Genomic DNA, 15,526 nt, shown 5'->3' on the forward strand with positions numbered 1-15,526 from the left:
GTGCTGCCGGTCGAGTTTGCCGGCTGTGCTTTCTGAGAGGGTTAAAGCAAAGCGAATGCCATAATTTGAGAGGCCTTTGAATCCGGGGGCTCCAGAGCTTATTCGCGGAGAAAGTGGCAGGAATTCAACGTATGCAGAGAGCGGAAAGAAAGAAAAGCGGCAAGCTGTTTCCCCCGGCCAGACCGCCGGGGCAAACACATGATAAGTCGACGATTACCCGGGCCAGCGCTGAACGAAGTCACTGACTTCCGGCCGGGGCACCGGGGGTTTTTCGGAGGAGACGGTGCCGGTATACAGGAAAGCGACAACTGACTCCCCTTCCGCAAGACCCAGGCCGCTCCGGACCACCGAATGGTAAGCGACACTGCCGGTTCGCCACATAACGCCGTAACCGGCGTCTTGCAGGGCAAGCTCCAGAAAACTGACGCCGGCCGCTGCCGACATGATCTGTTCGACCTCAGGGACCTTCGGATGTGCTGTTGGCGAGGCAATGGCCACGATTACCATAGGCGCCCTCAAGGGCGACTTTCGCAGCTTCTCTATTTGCCGTTCGTCACTGTTGTTGGGGCAGGTTGAGGCGAACAGATCACCAAGTGCCTCAAGGCCCTCTCCTTCAACAACAAGATAGCGCCAGGGGCGCAAAAGTGCATGATCCGGTGCGCGGGCCGCACAGGCAAAGGCACGGTCCAACGTTTCCCGGTCCGGAGCCGGGGCTTGAAGTCTTGGTTCTGAGACCCGGTTGAGCAGAAAATCGCAAAATACGGTCATATCTTCTCGCTGTGGGATGACATTGGCTGGAATCGGATATTCCTCACATCAATTCCGTGAATTGTGGGTTATACGTAATACTGTTAACCTTTAGTCGTAGCCCGTCTAGCTAAAAATTATAAAAGGATGCGGTAACAGCACCATGAGTGACCAACAGACTTTTAGCAACTTCTCCGAATTCTATCCGTATTATCTGGAAGAGCACAGCGACGTCACCTGCCGTCGGCTGCATTTTACCGGTAGCCTGCTGGTGTTGTTTGTAGCTTTCTGGGCGATTACCTCGGGCAAGCTGGTCTGGCTACTGCTACTTCCGGTCATCGGCTATGGTTTTGCCTGGGTTGGCCACTTCAAGTTTGAAAAAAACCGACCGGCAACGTTCAAGTACCCTCTTTACAGCCTGATGGGCGACTGGGTCATGTTCCGGGACATGCTCATTGGCAGAATCCGTTTCTGATATGATGAGCGCACCCGCAGACCTGCGTAATGCCAGTGCCAGCGCTGGTAAGTCCATGACCCTCGATCACCAGAATAGCCCTGTGGCTATTCCCCCCATGCCTGATTATAACGGCCGGATACTTGCCTACACTGCGACTGCCGCAATTATTGTTTCCGGCGTTCTGCAAGGTGTTTTTCATCAGTGGTTGTTGTGGCTGGTTGCTGGCGCTCTAACCTGGCCACACATTGTTCATGTTGTCACGCGCCGGACGTTCCTCAGGCAATCCGTACGCATCCGACAGAAGATGCTGTTGGTCGACTGTATCATCGGAGGCGCCTTCATCGGGTGCATCGGCCTGGTCGCTATTCCCTCGGTATCCGTGGTTGTCATGCTCATGTTCAGTTGTCTGATTGTCGGAGGCATCCGCCAGTGGCTGCTCGGAACCGGATTCATGGCGGCAGGAACCGCTGCAGCGGTAGCGGTGACAGGCTCTGCAGACGCTTTCCAGTCGCCACTGCTGACCAGCATTCTTGCCATTGTCTCCACCGGCCTCTACATCTGCGTTACCGCCTTCTACTCGCACCAGCAGGCCCGTGCGCTTATGCTGGCAAAAACCCAGATCCAGAACCAGCGCGAACAGTCCATTGCCCTCTCCCACAAGCTCTCGAAATACCTGTCTCCGCAAGTATGGCAGTCGATCTTTACCGGGGAGCGCGACGTACGTCTGGAGACCCAGCGCAAAAAACTGGCGGTATTCTTCTCGGATATCAAGGGGTTTACGGAGTTATCAGAAGAGATGGAGCCGGAAGCTCTGACCGAGCTGCTCAACCATTACTTCAACGAGATGTCGGAGGTGGCGCTGAAATACGGTGGCACCATCGACAAGTTTGTCGGTGATTCGATCATGATCTTTTTTGGCGATCCCACTAGCCGGGGCCAGCGGGAAGATGCATTCGCCTGCGTGTCCATGGCCATCGACATGCGTAAACACATGAAAATCATGCGGCAGAAATGGCGCAGCCAGGGCATCAAGACCCCCCTGGAAATCCGCATGGGTATCAGCACCGGCTACACCACCGTGGGTAACTTCGGCGCCGAAAACCGAATGGATTACACCATTATCGGCAAGGAAGTGAACCTCGCAAGCCGCCTGGAATCCCTGGCTGAGCCCGGGGAGATCCTGATCTCGTACGAGACCTTCTCTCTGATCAAAGATAAAATCATGTGCCGGGACAAGGGAGAAATTACCGTGAAGGGGTTCGGCAGGCCCGTCCCGATTTATGAAGTGGTGGATTTCCGTCGTGACATGGGACCAAACCGCAGTTTCCTTGAGCACGAACACAGCGGGTTCGCCATGTACCTTGATTCCGACAAAATCACCGAGAAAGAACGGAAATCCATTCTGAACGCTCTTGAAGATGCCGCCGACCGCCTGCGGCGGGAAGAAGATGCGTCCTTGCCGGAGGCGGCTGCAACCAAGCCTTATTGACGTATCAGGCGAGGGCCCGCATCGTGGCCGGGCTCAGTGCTCCGCCATGGATTGATATCCAACCCCCCGCGTCGCGTGTAGCGTGCGCACACCATCAGTTTTTCTGGCTGACAGTGGCTCATCAAATCCGTGAATACGGTTTCAACGCAGTGCTCATGAAAATCCTGCTTCTGACGAAAGCTCACGATGTAACGCAACAGACCGGAACGATCAATCGCCGGCCCGGTGTACCTCACCATAACGGTAGCCCAGTCGGGCTGACCAGTGACCGGACAATTGCTCTTGAGCAGATGGGAACATAACTGTTCGGTTACGGTATCACCGGAGGCAGAGAGTGAGTCCGGCGTATAATCATAAACCACCTCACTGACAGGCTCGTCGTCAATCAGTTCGAACCCTGCCGGTCGCCCCACAGCGTCGCCGGATTCATCAACACTGTGCAACTGAATATGAACGGCCGCACCGCAGGCACTGGACAGGTCCCGGGATATAATATCGGCGACCTGCTCTGATGATGAAAAGGTGCTCTGGTTAAACGAATTGAGGTAAAGCTTGAGCGACTTGGACTCAATGATAGACGGCGACGCAGATGGAAAGCGGATCTCGGCCCATCGCACTACCGGAACACCGCCTTGGCGCAACCAGGAAATCTCCCAGGCTTGCCACAGATCCTCACCAAACCAGGGCCAGCGGCCATCAGCAAGCCCGAGCCTGCGCCTATTTTCATCCCGGGCTACGGGAAACAGAAGCTCCGGATCGTAGCGATCCGGATACTCGCTGGATTTGCCCAACGGGGCGTCATGTAGGGCCATATAATTCCTGAGCTCAGTGGCGGATACCCTTCCCGCGCGCCAGCATCCTGAGAGCAATAAAGGCAAGCACGGAAATGAAAACCAGAATCATACCAAGGGAAACGAAAGGATTAACGTCCGATACACCAAGAATGCCATAGCGAAACCCGTTCACCATATACAGGATCGGATTAATCATCGAAACGCCCTGCCAGAATTCAGGCAGCAGGTCGATGCTGTAAAACACCCCTCCCAGATAGGTCAGCGGTGTCAGGACAAACGTTGGGACGATAGAGATATCATCAAATTTGGTAGCCAGCATGGCATTGATAAAACCGCCCAGAGAAAACAGCGCAGAGGTCAGAAACACAGTGGCAACCATCATAGGCAGGTTATGAATAGACAGATTGGTAAACGCCAGCGACAACAGGGTGACAATCAGGCCGATTCCCAGTCCCCGGGCCATGCCACCACACACGTATCCCGCCAGAATGACCCAGTTAGGAACCGGCGATACCAATAATTCCTCAATGCTTCGCTGGAACTTCATTGAGAAGAACGACGACACCACATTGGCATAGGAGTTGGTGATGACAGCCATCATGATCAACCCCGGCACAATAAAGGCCATGTAGTCGAATCCACCCATCTGGCCAATCCGCGAGCCAATCAGGTTACCGAAAATAATGAAGTAGAGCGTCATTGTGACAGCGGGCGGGAGCAGAGTCTGAGCCCAGATCCGTGTGAACCGGCGAATTTCCCTTAGAACGATCGTACTGAATGCGGTCATCAGAGCCTGGGTTTTCATGCCACGCCCTCCAGTCCGTCGCGCGAACCAGCGGCATTTTCCTCCACCATGCGAATAAACAGCTCCTCAAGTCTGTTGGCTTTGGTTCTCATGCTGACCACTTTGATGCCCTGCTGCTCAAGCTGGACAAACACCTGGTTGAGACCCTGGCCTTTCTCGACATCCACTTCCAGTGCGCCCTCACCATCGACGCGGGTAACGAATCCATCCAGTTCCGGCACCGAGGCCAGTGTCGGTTCGGGATCCAGCACGAATGTTTCCACACTCAATTCCTGAAGCAGATCCTTCTTGCTGGTATTTTTAAGAATCTTGCCATGGTCAATGATGGCAATATTACGGCAAAGCGCTTCTGCTTCTTCCAGGTAGTGTGTCGTCAGAATGATAGTCGTGCCGTGTCGGTTTATTTCCTCAAGGAACGTCCACATTGAGCGTCGAAGTTCAATATCCACGCCGGCGGTGGGCTCGTCCAGAATCAGCAGCCTCGGCTCATGCACCAGTGCGCGCGCGATCATAAGACGGCGTTTCATGCCGCCGGAGAGCATCCTGGCAGGCGTATTCCGCTTGTCCCATAGCCCGAGTTTCTTAAGATACTTCTCGGCTGAAACGGACGCCTGTTTTAAAGGAATACCGTAGTAACCAGCCTGCGTTGTCACGATGTCGAAGACTTTTTCGAACTGGTTGAAATTGAATTCCTGCGGAACCACGCCAAGGTTCAGCTTGGCATCCGACAGATGGGTATCAATATCCGAGCCTAATACACGTACCTTTCCGGCCGTCTTGTTGACCAGTGAACAAACAATTCCCAGGGTTGTCGACTTGCCTGCGCCGTTAGGCCCGAGCAGTGCAAAAAAATCCCCTTGAGCGACATCCAGATCAATACCCTTTAGCGCTTCAAAACCATCGCCATAGGTCTTGGTGAGCCCTCTTATTTCAAGTGCATTGGTCATAAAAGATCCTGATTCCATGAAGCAGCCGGTAACGGCAGTCGGGGCTGCCGCACCCTGAAATTTAGAATCCTATTTATTGTGCCAACTGTAATGATTTCAAGGGCTATACCCGGTCAATCCGGCTGGACCAAAAACAGAAAGTGAGACAGGAATCCCGATATGAGCAGGAACCCACCCCTATAATACGGTTACAACAACTTACAAATGGTTCGCTTTGATCAGGTTCTGAGGGCGAGCTGAAACGATGGGAATGTACGACACATCATGAGATCCGTTCACACGATCCGACTGTCACTCACCCTGACCACCCTGGCTCTTTCCGGGTGCTTTGGAGGGGGTGACTCCGGCGGCGACGACTCCAGCGTCGGGCGGCTCAACTATAACGGTTTCAGCGGACTCTCCTACCAGACCGCGAGTCAGGCCGGAACCATCAGCGAACAAGGCGAGTTTCGCTACTACCCCGGCGAAACGCTCAGTTTCCGGGTCGGTAATCTGGCGGTCATTGACGGTGTCCCTGCCCAAAAGTATGTGACTCCGCTCGAGTTTTTTCCCGACGTCCGCTCGGCACTCACAAGCCCTGCGGTGGACGAAGAAGGTCTCAGTACCCATACCATTACAGAACAGCAGTTGCTGGACGATGTCTCACTGATGAATCTCACCCGCTTTCTGATCTCGCTGAACTGGACAGAAAACGTACGGGAGGGCGAGGGCATCGAGATCCGTGACCGGGTAGTGAATCAGCTCAATAAGGCACTTCCGGGTCTGACAGCGCCGATCGACTTCAATGTCAGTGAAGCCGAGTTCACAGCGCTCGGCGACACGCCCTCTCCTGCCAATCAGCTTTTGGCAGCGATCTGCTTCTACCCGGAGGATGACGAACTGTGCGAGGATCCGCCGACCCACGAAGAAATCAGCAACGCGCCGCCCCGCCCCGAAAATGACGATGATCGGGACCCGGACATTGAATACAGCGAAGACTTGCAAGCCAGGCGGGACCGCATACTGGAATCGATCCGGAGCCTGGAAGACATTGATTCGAATGATGCGCAGACTTACCTGACCCGTGAACTGCGAGCGATAAGCACGGCAGTGGCCAACCGCTTCTACCTGGACGAAGATGTCGCCAGCCATAGTGCCAGCGAAACAGAGATCAAAACGGTAACCATCCGTCGTATAGCCGGCAGCCCGGAAGTAGCTGAACTCGAAGCAATAAGCACTCGCCCCGGCGACGTCACAATCCACGCTACCGACTGGCAGGAGGCAGACGTCGAATACTTCGTCTCGGGTGAAGCCGGCGGCGAGTCAGAGCTGCTGCTGAGTTTCCAGCCAGAAAATACCTACCGCTGGGTCCGCAAGCAACTGCGGGTAATTATCCGTTAATCAGCCGGGTAAGGCTCCAACGGGATTCGCCGCCAGTGACATCATAACGGGAAGGATCCAGCCCCCTTGTTCCATGGGGGAGGCACTCACGGATCTGCACCGTTTCCCCGGCTTCCCTGCCCTCGTTGTACCTGGCGAGGTCAATCACTTTGGCCGATTTCAGAGGCTGCCGGTCCACATCTGTCATAACCATTACCCGAGGCCAGAGCCGCCTTTCGGGTGAATGGGAGACAACAATCCCCCGCTGGCCGTCCGTCAGCTCCACAAGGCTGCCTGTGGGGTAAATCCCAATGGACTGGATAAAGTTCTCCACCAGGTCTTCCTGAAACTCAATATTTCTCATTTCATAGAGCAGAGTCACAGCTTTAGCCGGAGTCATTGGTTCCAGGGTGTCACGAGGCTCGACCAGGGATTCAAAAAACTCGGCAATGCCGGCAACCTTCGCCAGCAAGGGAATGCGATCACCGCGAACACCCTCAGGAAAGCCTGAGCCGTTGTGCCGCTCACGATGGCCCTGCACGACACTCAAGACAGCGCGGGATAAACCACACCCATCCAACAACGCAATGCCGCTGGTAACGTATCCACGGTACTGGGCGAATTCGTCGGCATTCAGTTGCCCTTCCCGGTCCAGAATTTCCCGTGGCAGGGTCACCTTGCCCACCTGGGACAACAAACAGCCAAGGCCGAGGTGATTAAGAAGCCCTTCATTCAGGCCAAGGTGGCGACCGCACACCAGTGCCCATACCGATGTGTTCAGTGCGTGGCGATAAATATATTTGTCGTGCTGGCGTGTACGACTGAGCCATAGCAAAGCGTCTGGCTGCCGGATCACACTGCTGACCATTTTGCTTGTAATCTGGGCAATCGGCTTCAGGTCGGCGACACCCCCAAGCCTGGCAGTTTCAAACACGCGGTTGAGTGCTAGCTCGGCATCATCCAGCAGGCGCTGCGAGGCTTTCATTTCCTTTTTAAGGGTCGTCACTGCCTCGTAGCTGACAGGCTCACGAATACTCAGCGGAGGCAGCTGCAGTTCCTGCCGGCCATTACCACGGCGAGCACCATTTCGGCCAAATAGAGGTTTCAGTGACTCTTTGAGCTCTTTCGACTCCCGGATTTCCGCGACATCGATCATCACCCATTTGCAATGGGACGTCAGTGCACGGACATCATCCTGTGATCGAATGTAAAAGCCCTGAATGGGAAAGGGCGTCTGGTGCCAGGGCCTGTCCAGGTCAGACACGAACATGCCCACTTCCAGATCCTGTACCGCAACTTTTCTCTGTTGAACGCCCACAAGCCACCTCTACACATAAACTTTTCGATGGCTACCATTCTGACTGAGTGGCAAAAAGAGTCCATTACAGTTTGGTAGCGCAGAGTAACCCTAAGGCGACAAAACGTAACGCTAATGTTCAACAGGAAACAAAGTGTAGCAGTGTGACAACGATCACACGTCAGGGGCAAAAAGCGTCACTCTGCGTCACATGCCGATTCATCAAATTCCGGCATTTTGGCCCGAAGCGAGCCTCGTGGCGCCTTACGAACATAGACGGTATAAGGAACCGAAGACGCACGGATGTAATCAATGTTACGTTTTTCGTCACCTTCGGCCGCGAACGTCGAGACAGGTTTACATGACACCAGCAGCTCGAGTTTCCCGCCCAGCCCAGCGATACGCGCGCCCTTCTCCGACGGATTCACAGCCATACAGCGTTCTTTATCAGTCAACACAGTTGCTTTGGGTGGGCGAAAATCCAGCCCGGGCTCTCCACAGGCCCGAATACCGTCACCGCATGCACCTGCTTCATCATCTGAACTGTCATGCAGGCGCCAGACCCGCTCACTACACTGGGTTTCCAGCCGTATTGGAGTGGCCATGTCATCGGCAAACCACCACCCCGGATAGTCCGCCGTATTCCACGAAAGCCTTACCTGCCGTGGCTCGCCAGCAGAATTCTCCGCAGGAAACATAGCGTAATGGGAATAATAGGAAGCGCATCCGGACAAAAGAAGAAGAGGCAATAACAGAAGCGAAGGCAGCTTCATATCAATCATCATTCTCGCCAAACTGCAGACCAAATCCGTCATTGGTCTTGCGCACAACCACCATATGAAGCACCGGTGCAGGCACAGGCAAGCCTTGCACCTGCACAGTCACCTGGTCACCAATCTCGGGGTGAAATGGTTCGGTATCGACAACAACAAAAACACCACCATCCGAGATGTCTCTGGTTGAGAGAACAAAATCCCCAAATGTCGGGTGGCCCACCTTAACCTTGGCGCTCATCGCTGTACGGATGTGCTCTCTTCGATCATTCCCAGTCATGTGCGAATTCCACTACTTTTTGCATAGTTTTTATAGTCTTCCGAAGCATAACACCATTTTCATGGAAATATCCCACAGGAGATATTGACTAATAATTGAATACAAATGAGAATGGTTGCCGTTATTAAAGACCCGTGATCAACCACATCGGTCAAATATACTGCAGCGTTGACGAAGGACGACACCATGAGAATGAAACTGACTGCCACCGCGGCAATTGCCCTGAGCGTACTCCCTCTTTCTGCATCCGCAGATGGCGAAGTGAACATCTACTCCTATCGCCAGGCATACCTGCTGGAACCGCTTCTAAACGCGTTTGAGCAAGAAACCGGTATTGAAGGTAATGTGGTATTTGCAAAGCAGGGGTTGGCAGAACGTCTGGAGCGCGAAGGACGGAACAGCCCCGCCGACGTAGTGATGACAGTCGATATCTCCCGTATCAACGAACTGGTTGAGCGTGATCTGGTGCAAGGCGTCGAAAGTGATGTTCTGGAACATAACATCCCGGAAAACCTCCGCCACCCCGAAGGCAAATGGTTTGCACTCACCACTCGCGGCCGCCTCATCTTTACCTCCAAAGAGCGGGTTGAGGAAGGCGAGATCACGACCTACGAGCAACTGGCGGATGACAAGTGGGAAGGCCGTATCTGCACCCGCAGCGGCAAGCACCCTTACAACGTCGCCCTGGTTTCATCCATGATCGCCCATCATGGCGAAGCCGATGCTGAAGAATGGCTGCAGGGTCTTAAAGACAACCTGGCCCGCAAACCCCAGGGCGGTGACCGCGACCAGATCAAGGCCATCGCTGAAGGCGTCTGTGATGTCTCCATCGGTAACAGCTACTACTACGGCAATATGCTGCAGGATGAAAACCAACGGGCGGCAGCGGAGAAGGTTCGCCTGGTATTCCCCAATGCAGATGGCCGTGGAACCCACGTTAATATCAGTGGCATCTCCATGACCAAGAGCGCACCGAACCGCGACAACGCCCTAAAGCTAATGGAGTTCCTGTCTTCCCCGGAAGCCCAGCGTATTTACGCGGAAGCCAATACAGAGTATCCGGCCAACCCTGAAGTCAAGCCATCCGGCCTGGTCGCCCAGTGGGGCGAGATCCACCCTGATGAGCTGTCTCTGCAGAAGATCGCCGACAACCGCAATGCCGCCGTGAAACTGGCGGACCGCGTCGACTACGACGGCGAATAAAGCCTTGGGACCGAAGTTCGTGCCGGCGCGAACTTCGGTCTTTCCTCCTATGTATCACAGTTGTATATGACCCCGGTCATTGCAGGTAGCAGGTGAGCTGACTACAATCGACAGCCTTTCTCATTTCGATTCATAAACAGGAAAGCTATGACCGAGGCCGTTACCAGCGTTGACCCAGGGCTTACCGAGCCCCTGCTGGCAAAACGTACCTCGCGGCGCTGGCTTATCACCGCGGGCCTCATCACAGCTATCGTTGCGCTCCCGGTTCTGTCAGTCATCTTTCTGGCCTTCTTCCCGGAAGAAAACATCTGGCCACACCTGATCGACACCACCCTGCCCCGATACCTGACGACCACGCTGAAGCTGATGCTTGGGGTCGGCGTCCTGACCCTCGTTATCGGTCTTTCAAGCGCCTGGGCTGTCACCATGTGCGAATTCCCGGGCCGGAAATTTTTTGAATGGGCCATGCTGCTGCCATTCGCAGTTCCGGCCTATGTCATCGCCTATGTGTACACCAGCCTGCTCGACTATGCCGGGCCAGTACAGAGCACCTTGAGGGGTGTGATGGGCTGGGAAAACGCCAGCGATTACTGGTTCCCACAGATCCGCAGCCTTGAGGGCGCCACCCTGATGATCGGACTGGTGCTCTATCCCTATGTGTACCTGCTCGGACGCGCTGCGTTTCTTGAGCAATCCCCCTCTCTCTTTGCCGTCAGCCGGAGTCTTGGCCACTCGGCGCTGAGTACCTTTTTCCGGGTGGTTTTGCCCATTGCCCGGCCTGCCGTGGCCGTCGGCCTTTCCCTGGTGCTGATGGAGACCCTGAATGACTTTGGTACGGTGGATTTCTTTGCCGTTCAGACGCTCACCGCAGGCCTCTTCGATACCTGGATGAACCTTGGTAACCTTGGCGGTGCCGCACAGATCGCCACTACCATGCTGATCTTTGTGGTTGTGCTGGTGACTCTGGAACGCTATTCACGCCGGCGACAGCAACAGTTTGCAGCCCGCGACAACCGGGACCCCATCCAACGCTTCACCATGTCCTTTCCCCGGCAGCTGGTCTGCCTGGCGGTTTGTGCGATTCCCGTGCTGTTCGGCTTCGTCATACCCGGTTTTACACTTGGGCTTTACGCCTGGGAGTATTTTGGCGAAAGCTGGACCCCGGATTTCCTGGAAAACACCTTTAACAGCCTTTTCCTGTCCGCCACCGCAGCACTGACCACACTTCTGATTGGTGTCACTCTTGCCTACAGTCGACGGTTGCACAACACCCGGGGCATGCAAATTCTCATGCGCCTCTCCAGCCTTGGTTACGCCATGCCTGGCGCCGTGCTCGCTGTTGGCGTCATCGTCCCCCTGGCGGGGTTCGACAACTGGCTGGACAGCATCATGCGTGACACCTTCGGGGTAAGCACGGGGTTGCTGCTGAGCGGTTCCGCGTTCGCCATGGTTTTCGCCTACACCGTAAGGTTTCTTGCCGTCTCGGCAGGCAGCGTCGAAAGCGCGCTCCAGAAGATCACACCGAGCATGGACATGGCGTCTCGCTCACTCGGGCACAGCCCCGGAAAAACCCTGGTCAGGGTCCACCTGCCCATGTTGCGCGGTACGTTGGTTACCGCGGCGCTGGTGGTATTCGTGGATTGCATGAAGGAACTGCCGGCAACGTTAATTCTGCGCCCGTTCAACTTCGATACCCTGGCAACCTATGTCTACCAGTTCGCATCAGATGAACGGCTTTACCACAGCGCCCTGCCAGCGCTGATCATTGTCCTGGCGGGAATCGTTCCGATTATCCTGATGAGTCGCTCGATCTCGAATTCTCGCGCTATTGGATAACCGCAAACCGGAGGGGGATGTCAGATATTGACGCGGGACCGGGCATCCTGAACCACAAAACGCCCTTGAAAAACCGCAACGGGGTCAAGCACCGGCTCCATGGTAGGCTCCCCACAAAACACCTCGGCGGTCAGATCAAGCCTTCCCTTTCCGTGCCGGGCAAGACTCTTCCGGAATCGGTCGGGGATTTCGCCGCCCGGTAACCGGCAGATCACATAGAAGTCCCGCTCCACCGGCTCCAGATAGTCGATATTGCCGTTCTGGACCACTACCGCCCCCCTGAGACCAAGATCGGCCAACGCAAGCTCGGTGACGCCCCATGCGGCAGTGACGGCAGCGGAGTACACGCTACCGCCAAAACCCGTGCCCTGATGATTGCGGTTTGGCTCCAGGGGAGCACTGAGAAGAAGTGCATGACCGTCCCATGACAGCAACCGGATGCCCAGAGCCCGGGACAAAGGAATTTCGTCATTAATGCGTTTCTGGAAAAGTGCCAATTGGGTCATAACATCCTCCTGATCTTGAACCAGTTTATGCCCGTGTCCGATATTTCCAAATTCGACTTACGTCGGCTGTAAACGACATCAGGCCCGGCAATGCCGGGCCTGATGAAGGTTAATCAAACAGCCGGGTGGCGCTCTACTGCCAGATCACCGGCTGTCGTTGCGCGTACCAGTTATCAACCTTCTCCTGATAGGCGTCTTCCACCACATTTCGCTTCAGCTTCAGGGTTGGGGTCAGGAAGCTGTTCTCGATGGACCACTCGTCACTGACTACCGTAATGAAGGCCAGTTGTTCGTGCGGATCCACCGTTTTGTTCACTTCCTTGATCAGGTTCTTGAAGCTGGCTTCCAGCTCTTTGCGGAAATTCTCATCTGCTGTCTTCGGTCGAATATCCTCACCCAGTACGACCAGTGCAAAAGGCTGCGTCTGGTTAGCACCGGAAACACAAACCATTTCAATGGAATCGTGGGACATCAGGCGGTTCTCAATCGGCGCAGGCGCAATGTATTTGCCTTTGCTGGTCTTGAATATCTCCTTGATGCGGCCGGTGAGCTTCAGGCGCCCCATCTCGTCAACCTCACCTTTATCCCCGGTTTTCAGGAAACCGTCCTCGGTGAAGGTTTCGCGCGTTTTCTCTTCATCCTTGTAGTAGCCCATCATGGTAGCCGGGCTCTTGATCTGCACCTCGCCGTCTTCGGCGATTCTGGTTTCAACGCCCGGCAGGGATTCGCCCACATAACCGGTCTTGGAACGACCCGGCTTGCTCATATGTGAGTAGGCAAAGTTTTCAGACATTCCATAACCTTCCAGCAGTTCCAGGCCAAGGTTGCGATACCAGTCCAGAACGTCGCTGGCCAGGGGCGCGGAACCACTGCCCGCCAACTTGACCTTATCCAGGCCAAGCCCTTTGAGGATCTTTTTCTTGATCATCCTGTTAACCACGGGAATCTTCAGGAGCCTGTCCAGTTTCTGCTTCGGCAACTTGTGCAGAACGCCCTGCTGAAACTTGACCCAGAGCCGGGGCACGGAAAGGAACAACGTGGGTTGGGCACGCTGCAGATCCTGCACGAAGGTATCGAGGGATTCGGCGAAATAGAGCTGGAAGCCTGCATACAGGGAAGCCAGTTCCACAAACGTTCTTTCAAACACGTGAGCAAGCGGCAGATAGGACAACATGCGCTCCTCGGAGCCAACGCCCAGCACTTCCATACCACCCTCAGCGGAAAAAGCCATGTTGCCGAAGCTGAGCATCACACCCTTTGGCCGGCCGGTGCTGCCAGAGGTATATACAATCGTTGCCAGCTCGCCCGCTTCACGCTGCACGTTCTCCTCCAGGGGCGGATACTTGGCAACAATGTCATCCCAGGTTTCAAAATCATTGGGCGGGCTCAGTGGAAACGAAATGCAACGAACCGATTCAGGAACCCCCGACTTCATCATGTCCCAGTCGTCCAGCTTGCCAACAAACAGAACGTCGCATTCAGCATGGTTGAGAATATAGTTGACTGTGTCTGCGTTCAGGGTCGGATACAGCGGAACGGAGACGTGGCCCGCCATCCAGATAGCCCAGTCCGACATAACCCACTGGGCGCAGTTCTTGGAGATAAGGCCAATACGGCTTTTCTCAGGAAGATTGAGTGACTTGAGGTAGGCCGCAACACGCCGCGCCTCATCCACCGCCTTGGCCCAGGTATATTCCACCACCTTGCCGTCGCCGACGGGCTGGGTCATATAAATGGAATTAGCCTTGGCGGTCTCCCAGTGGTAGACCATTTCCAGGGGAAGTTTATTCGTTGTGTCCATGGACCATCCTTGTTTTCATCGTGCAGTTTCTTCGGATTTATTATTAGACTTTCGTAGGGTATTTCAACATAGTCCTGTCAGTCAAAACGTGACACAAGCAAAACTATTCCAAACTACAACTTTCTTATAGTCCACAAATGCCTGAGGTAACAATCCCTACCCCGCATCCCCCGGGCCTGTGATAAACTTTCTCACCTTCGTATTTCTGAACGTCGAAAATTCGTCAAACCCGTAACTGACTCGGAGACAGCCACATGGCCAAGAGAACTCTGCGCACCCTGATTGGTGCCTCACTTCTGGCAGCGGCAAGCCTTGTACAGGCCGAAGAACCGCGCGTTGTTGCCATCACCCAGATCGTTGAACATCCGGCACTGGATGCCGTATATCAGGGCGTCAAAGATGAGCTCGCTGAGCAGGGCTACAAGGAAGGTGAAAACCTGACGGTCATGCACGAAAGCGCCCAGGGCAACTCTGCCATCGCTTCCCAGATTGCCCGTAAGTTCGTGGGCGATAGTCCTGACGTCATCGTGGCCATTGCAACACCCTCGGCGCAGACGGTTGCGGCGGCAGCACGCAACATCCCGGTCGTTTTCTCCGCAGTTACAGATCCGGTCGGTGCCAAGCTGGTCAAGAGCCTGGAAGCGCCGGGCGCAAACATCACCGGTGTCAGCGACATGCTGCCAATCGACAAGCACCTCGACATGCTCCAGCGTGCCGTGCCGGATGCCAAGCGTATCGGTACTGTATATAACCCGGGTGAAGCCAACGCCGTCTCTCTGGTTAACCTGCTGGAAGAGCGGCTTGCCGAGCGTGACCTGGAGCTGGTCAAAGCCGCGGCCACCAAAACCTCGGAGGTACTCGGCGCCGCCCGCTCCCTGGTTGGCAAAGCCGACGCCATCTACCTGACCACCGACAACACCGTCATCAGCGCCGTCGAGGCCGTTATTTCCGTTGGTGAACGCGCAGACATTCCGGTCTTCGCAGCAGACACAGCTACCGTTGAGCGTGGCGCGGTTGCCGCCCTGGGCTTCAACTACTACAACCACGGCCGTCAAACCGGCAAAATGGTTGTCCGCATCCTCGAAGGTGCCAGTACCTCCGACATGCCTGTTGAAACCATGGACACCCTGGACCTGTTCGTGAACCCGGCCGCCGCAGAGCGCATGGGCATCTCCCTGCCTGACGACCTGATCCAGGAAGCCAAAGAAGTCGTCAAGAGCGACAAGTAACGC

15 protein-coding genes are annotated in these 15,526 nt (G+C 55.1%); 6 read left to right on the plus strand and 9 right to left on the minus strand.

Features of this window, described 5'->3' with window-relative positions:
- Positions 1-213: 213 nt before the first annotated feature.
- Positions 214-768 (minus strand): nitroreductase family protein, encoded by a 555-nt coding sequence (locus KFJ24_RS07385; RefSeq protein ID WP_250830429.1) that lies wholly within the window; start codon positions 766-768, stop codon positions 214-216.
- 142 nt (positions 769-910) lie between these two features.
- Here KFJ24_RS07385 and KFJ24_RS07390 point away from each other — a divergent pair, with 142 nt between their 5' ends.
- Positions 911-1,222: an Mpo1-like protein gene (locus KFJ24_RS07390; protein ID WP_250830430.1), complete on the plus strand. Its 312-nt coding sequence runs from the start codon at positions 911-913 to the stop codon at positions 1,220-1,222.
- 1 nt (position 1,223) lies between these two features.
- Positions 1,224-2,693: an adenylate/guanylate cyclase domain-containing protein gene (locus KFJ24_RS07395; protein ID WP_250832582.1), complete on the plus strand. Its 1,470-nt coding sequence runs from the start codon at positions 1,224-1,226 to the stop codon at positions 2,691-2,693.
- Here KFJ24_RS07395 and queF read toward each other — a convergent pair.
- Genes queF through KFJ24_RS07410 form a run of 3 tightly spaced genes read right to left on the minus strand, consistent with a single transcriptional unit; the run spans position 2,687 to position 5,239 of the window.
- Entirely contained in the window at positions 2,687-3,505 is an 819-nt protein-coding gene (gene queF, locus KFJ24_RS07400; RefSeq protein ID WP_250830431.1) for an NADPH-dependent 7-cyano-7-deazaguanine reductase QueF, read from the minus strand. The two genes, KFJ24_RS07395 and queF, sit on opposite strands and share 7 nt — an antisense overlap.
- A gap of 13 nt (positions 3,506-3,518) precedes the next feature.
- Positions 3,519-4,292, minus strand: coding sequence for an ABC transporter permease (locus KFJ24_RS07405; RefSeq protein ID WP_250830432.1), 774 nt, complete (start codon positions 4,290-4,292; stop codon positions 3,519-3,521).
- Entirely contained in the window at positions 4,289-5,239 is a 951-nt protein-coding gene (locus KFJ24_RS07410; RefSeq protein WP_250830433.1) for an ABC transporter ATP-binding protein, read from the minus strand. The genes KFJ24_RS07405 and KFJ24_RS07410 overlap by 4 nt, the downstream gene beginning before the upstream one ends.
- Before the next feature lie 264 nt (positions 5,240-5,503).
- On the opposite strand from KFJ24_RS07410, the gene KFJ24_RS07415 reads away from it, so the two are divergent.
- Complete coding sequence (locus tag KFJ24_RS07415) at positions 5,504-6,619, plus strand: organic solvent ABC transporter permease (RefSeq protein WP_250830434.1); 1,116 nt, start codon at positions 5,504-5,506, stop codon at positions 6,617-6,619.
- Here the strand turns inward: KFJ24_RS07415 and KFJ24_RS07420 are convergent.
- From KFJ24_RS07420 to KFJ24_RS07430, 3 genes are all read right to left on the minus strand, one after another.
- On the minus strand, positions 6,609-7,916 hold the full coding sequence (locus tag KFJ24_RS07420; RefSeq protein WP_250830435.1) for an HD-GYP domain-containing protein: 1,308 nt from the start codon (positions 7,914-7,916) through the stop codon (positions 6,609-6,611). The two genes, KFJ24_RS07415 and KFJ24_RS07420, sit on opposite strands and share 11 nt — an antisense overlap.
- Positions 7,917-8,092: 176 nt before the next feature.
- Positions 8,093-8,677 carry a hypothetical protein gene (locus KFJ24_RS07425; RefSeq protein WP_250830436.1) on the minus strand — a complete coding sequence of 195 codons (585 nt, stop codon included), beginning with the start codon at positions 8,675-8,677 and terminating at the stop codon, positions 8,093-8,095.
- Positions 8,670-8,948 (minus strand): PilZ domain-containing protein, encoded by a 279-nt coding sequence (locus tag KFJ24_RS07430; RefSeq protein WP_250830437.1) that lies wholly within the window; start codon positions 8,946-8,948, stop codon positions 8,670-8,672. The genes KFJ24_RS07425 and KFJ24_RS07430 overlap by 8 nt, the downstream gene beginning before the upstream one ends.
- Positions 8,949-9,134: 186 nt before the next feature.
- Between KFJ24_RS07430 and KFJ24_RS07435 the strand changes: the two genes are divergently transcribed.
- Both KFJ24_RS07435 and KFJ24_RS07440 read left to right on the plus strand, forming a co-directional pair.
- Complete coding sequence (locus KFJ24_RS07435; protein ID WP_250830438.1) at positions 9,135-10,151, plus strand: Fe(3+) ABC transporter substrate-binding protein; 1,017 nt, start codon at positions 9,135-9,137, stop codon at positions 10,149-10,151.
- 147 nt (positions 10,152-10,298) lie between these two features.
- Entirely contained in the window at positions 10,299-11,987 is a 1,689-nt protein-coding gene (locus tag KFJ24_RS07440) for an ABC transporter permease (RefSeq protein ID WP_250830439.1), read from the plus strand.
- A gap of 20 nt (positions 11,988-12,007) precedes the next feature.
- On the opposite strand, the gene KFJ24_RS07445 is transcribed toward KFJ24_RS07440, so the two are convergent.
- Both KFJ24_RS07445 and KFJ24_RS07450 read right to left on the minus strand, forming a co-directional pair.
- On the minus strand, positions 12,008-12,493 hold the full coding sequence (locus KFJ24_RS07445; RefSeq protein ID WP_250830440.1) for a thioesterase domain-containing protein: 486 nt from the start codon (positions 12,491-12,493) through the stop codon (positions 12,008-12,010).
- Positions 12,494-12,626: 133 nt separating this feature from the next.
- Positions 12,627-14,294, minus strand: coding sequence for an AMP-binding protein (locus tag KFJ24_RS07450; protein WP_250830441.1), 1,668 nt, complete (start codon positions 14,292-14,294; stop codon positions 12,627-12,629).
- 254 nt (positions 14,295-14,548) lie between these two features.
- Between KFJ24_RS07450 and KFJ24_RS07455 the strand changes: the two genes are divergently transcribed.
- Positions 14,549-15,523 carry an ABC transporter substrate-binding protein gene (locus KFJ24_RS07455; protein WP_250830442.1) on the plus strand — a complete coding sequence of 325 codons (975 nt, stop codon included), beginning with the start codon at positions 14,549-14,551 and terminating at the stop codon, positions 15,521-15,523.
- Positions 15,524-15,526 lie beyond the last annotated feature (3 nt).

Origin of the sequence: Marinobacter sediminum (assembly GCF_023657445.1) — a bacterium.
GTDB lineage: Bacteria > Pseudomonadota > Gammaproteobacteria > Pseudomonadales > Oleiphilaceae > Marinobacter > Marinobacter sediminum_A.

Bases quoted from the DNA above. Each gene is read 5' to 3' on its own strand.
- KFJ24_RS07385 (WP_250830429.1), bottom strand. From the start codon at position 768: ATGACCGTATTTTGCGATTTTCTGCTCAACCGGGTCTCAGAACCAAGA.
- KFJ24_RS07390 (WP_250830430.1), top strand. From the start codon at position 911: ATGAGTGACCAACAGACTTTTAGCAACTTCTCCGAATTCTATCCGTAT.
- KFJ24_RS07395 (WP_250832582.1), top strand. From the start codon at position 1,224: ATGATGAGCGCACCCGCAGACCTGCGTAATGCCAGTGCCAGCGCTGGT.
- queF (WP_250830431.1), bottom strand. From the start codon at position 3,505: ATGGCCCTACATGACGCCCCGTTGGGCAAATCCAGCGAGTATCCGGAT.
- KFJ24_RS07405 (WP_250830432.1), bottom strand. From the start codon at position 4,292: ATGAAAACCCAGGCTCTGATGACCGCATTCAGTACGATCGTTCTAAGG.
- KFJ24_RS07410 (WP_250830433.1), bottom strand. From the start codon at position 5,239: ATGACCAATGCACTTGAAATAAGAGGGCTCACCAAGACCTATGGCGAT.
- KFJ24_RS07415 (WP_250830434.1), top strand. From the start codon at position 5,504: ATGAGATCCGTTCACACGATCCGACTGTCACTCACCCTGACCACCCTG.
- KFJ24_RS07425 (WP_250830436.1), bottom strand. From the start codon at position 8,677: ATGATTGATATGAAGCTGCCTTCGCTTCTGTTATTGCCTCTTCTTCTT.
- KFJ24_RS07430 (WP_250830437.1), bottom strand. From the start codon at position 8,948: ATGACTGGGAATGATCGAAGAGAGCACATCCGTACAGCGATGAGCGCC.
- KFJ24_RS07435 (WP_250830438.1), top strand. From the start codon at position 9,135: ATGAGAATGAAACTGACTGCCACCGCGGCAATTGCCCTGAGCGTACTC.
- KFJ24_RS07440 (WP_250830439.1), top strand. From the start codon at position 10,299: ATGACCGAGGCCGTTACCAGCGTTGACCCAGGGCTTACCGAGCCCCTG.
- KFJ24_RS07445 (WP_250830440.1), bottom strand. From the start codon at position 12,493: ATGACCCAATTGGCACTTTTCCAGAAACGCATTAATGACGAAATTCCT.
- KFJ24_RS07450 (WP_250830441.1), bottom strand. From the start codon at position 14,294: ATGGACACAACGAATAAACTTCCCCTGGAAATGGTCTACCACTGGGAG.
- KFJ24_RS07455 (WP_250830442.1), top strand. From the start codon at position 14,549: ATGGCCAAGAGAACTCTGCGCACCCTGATTGGTGCCTCACTTCTGGCA.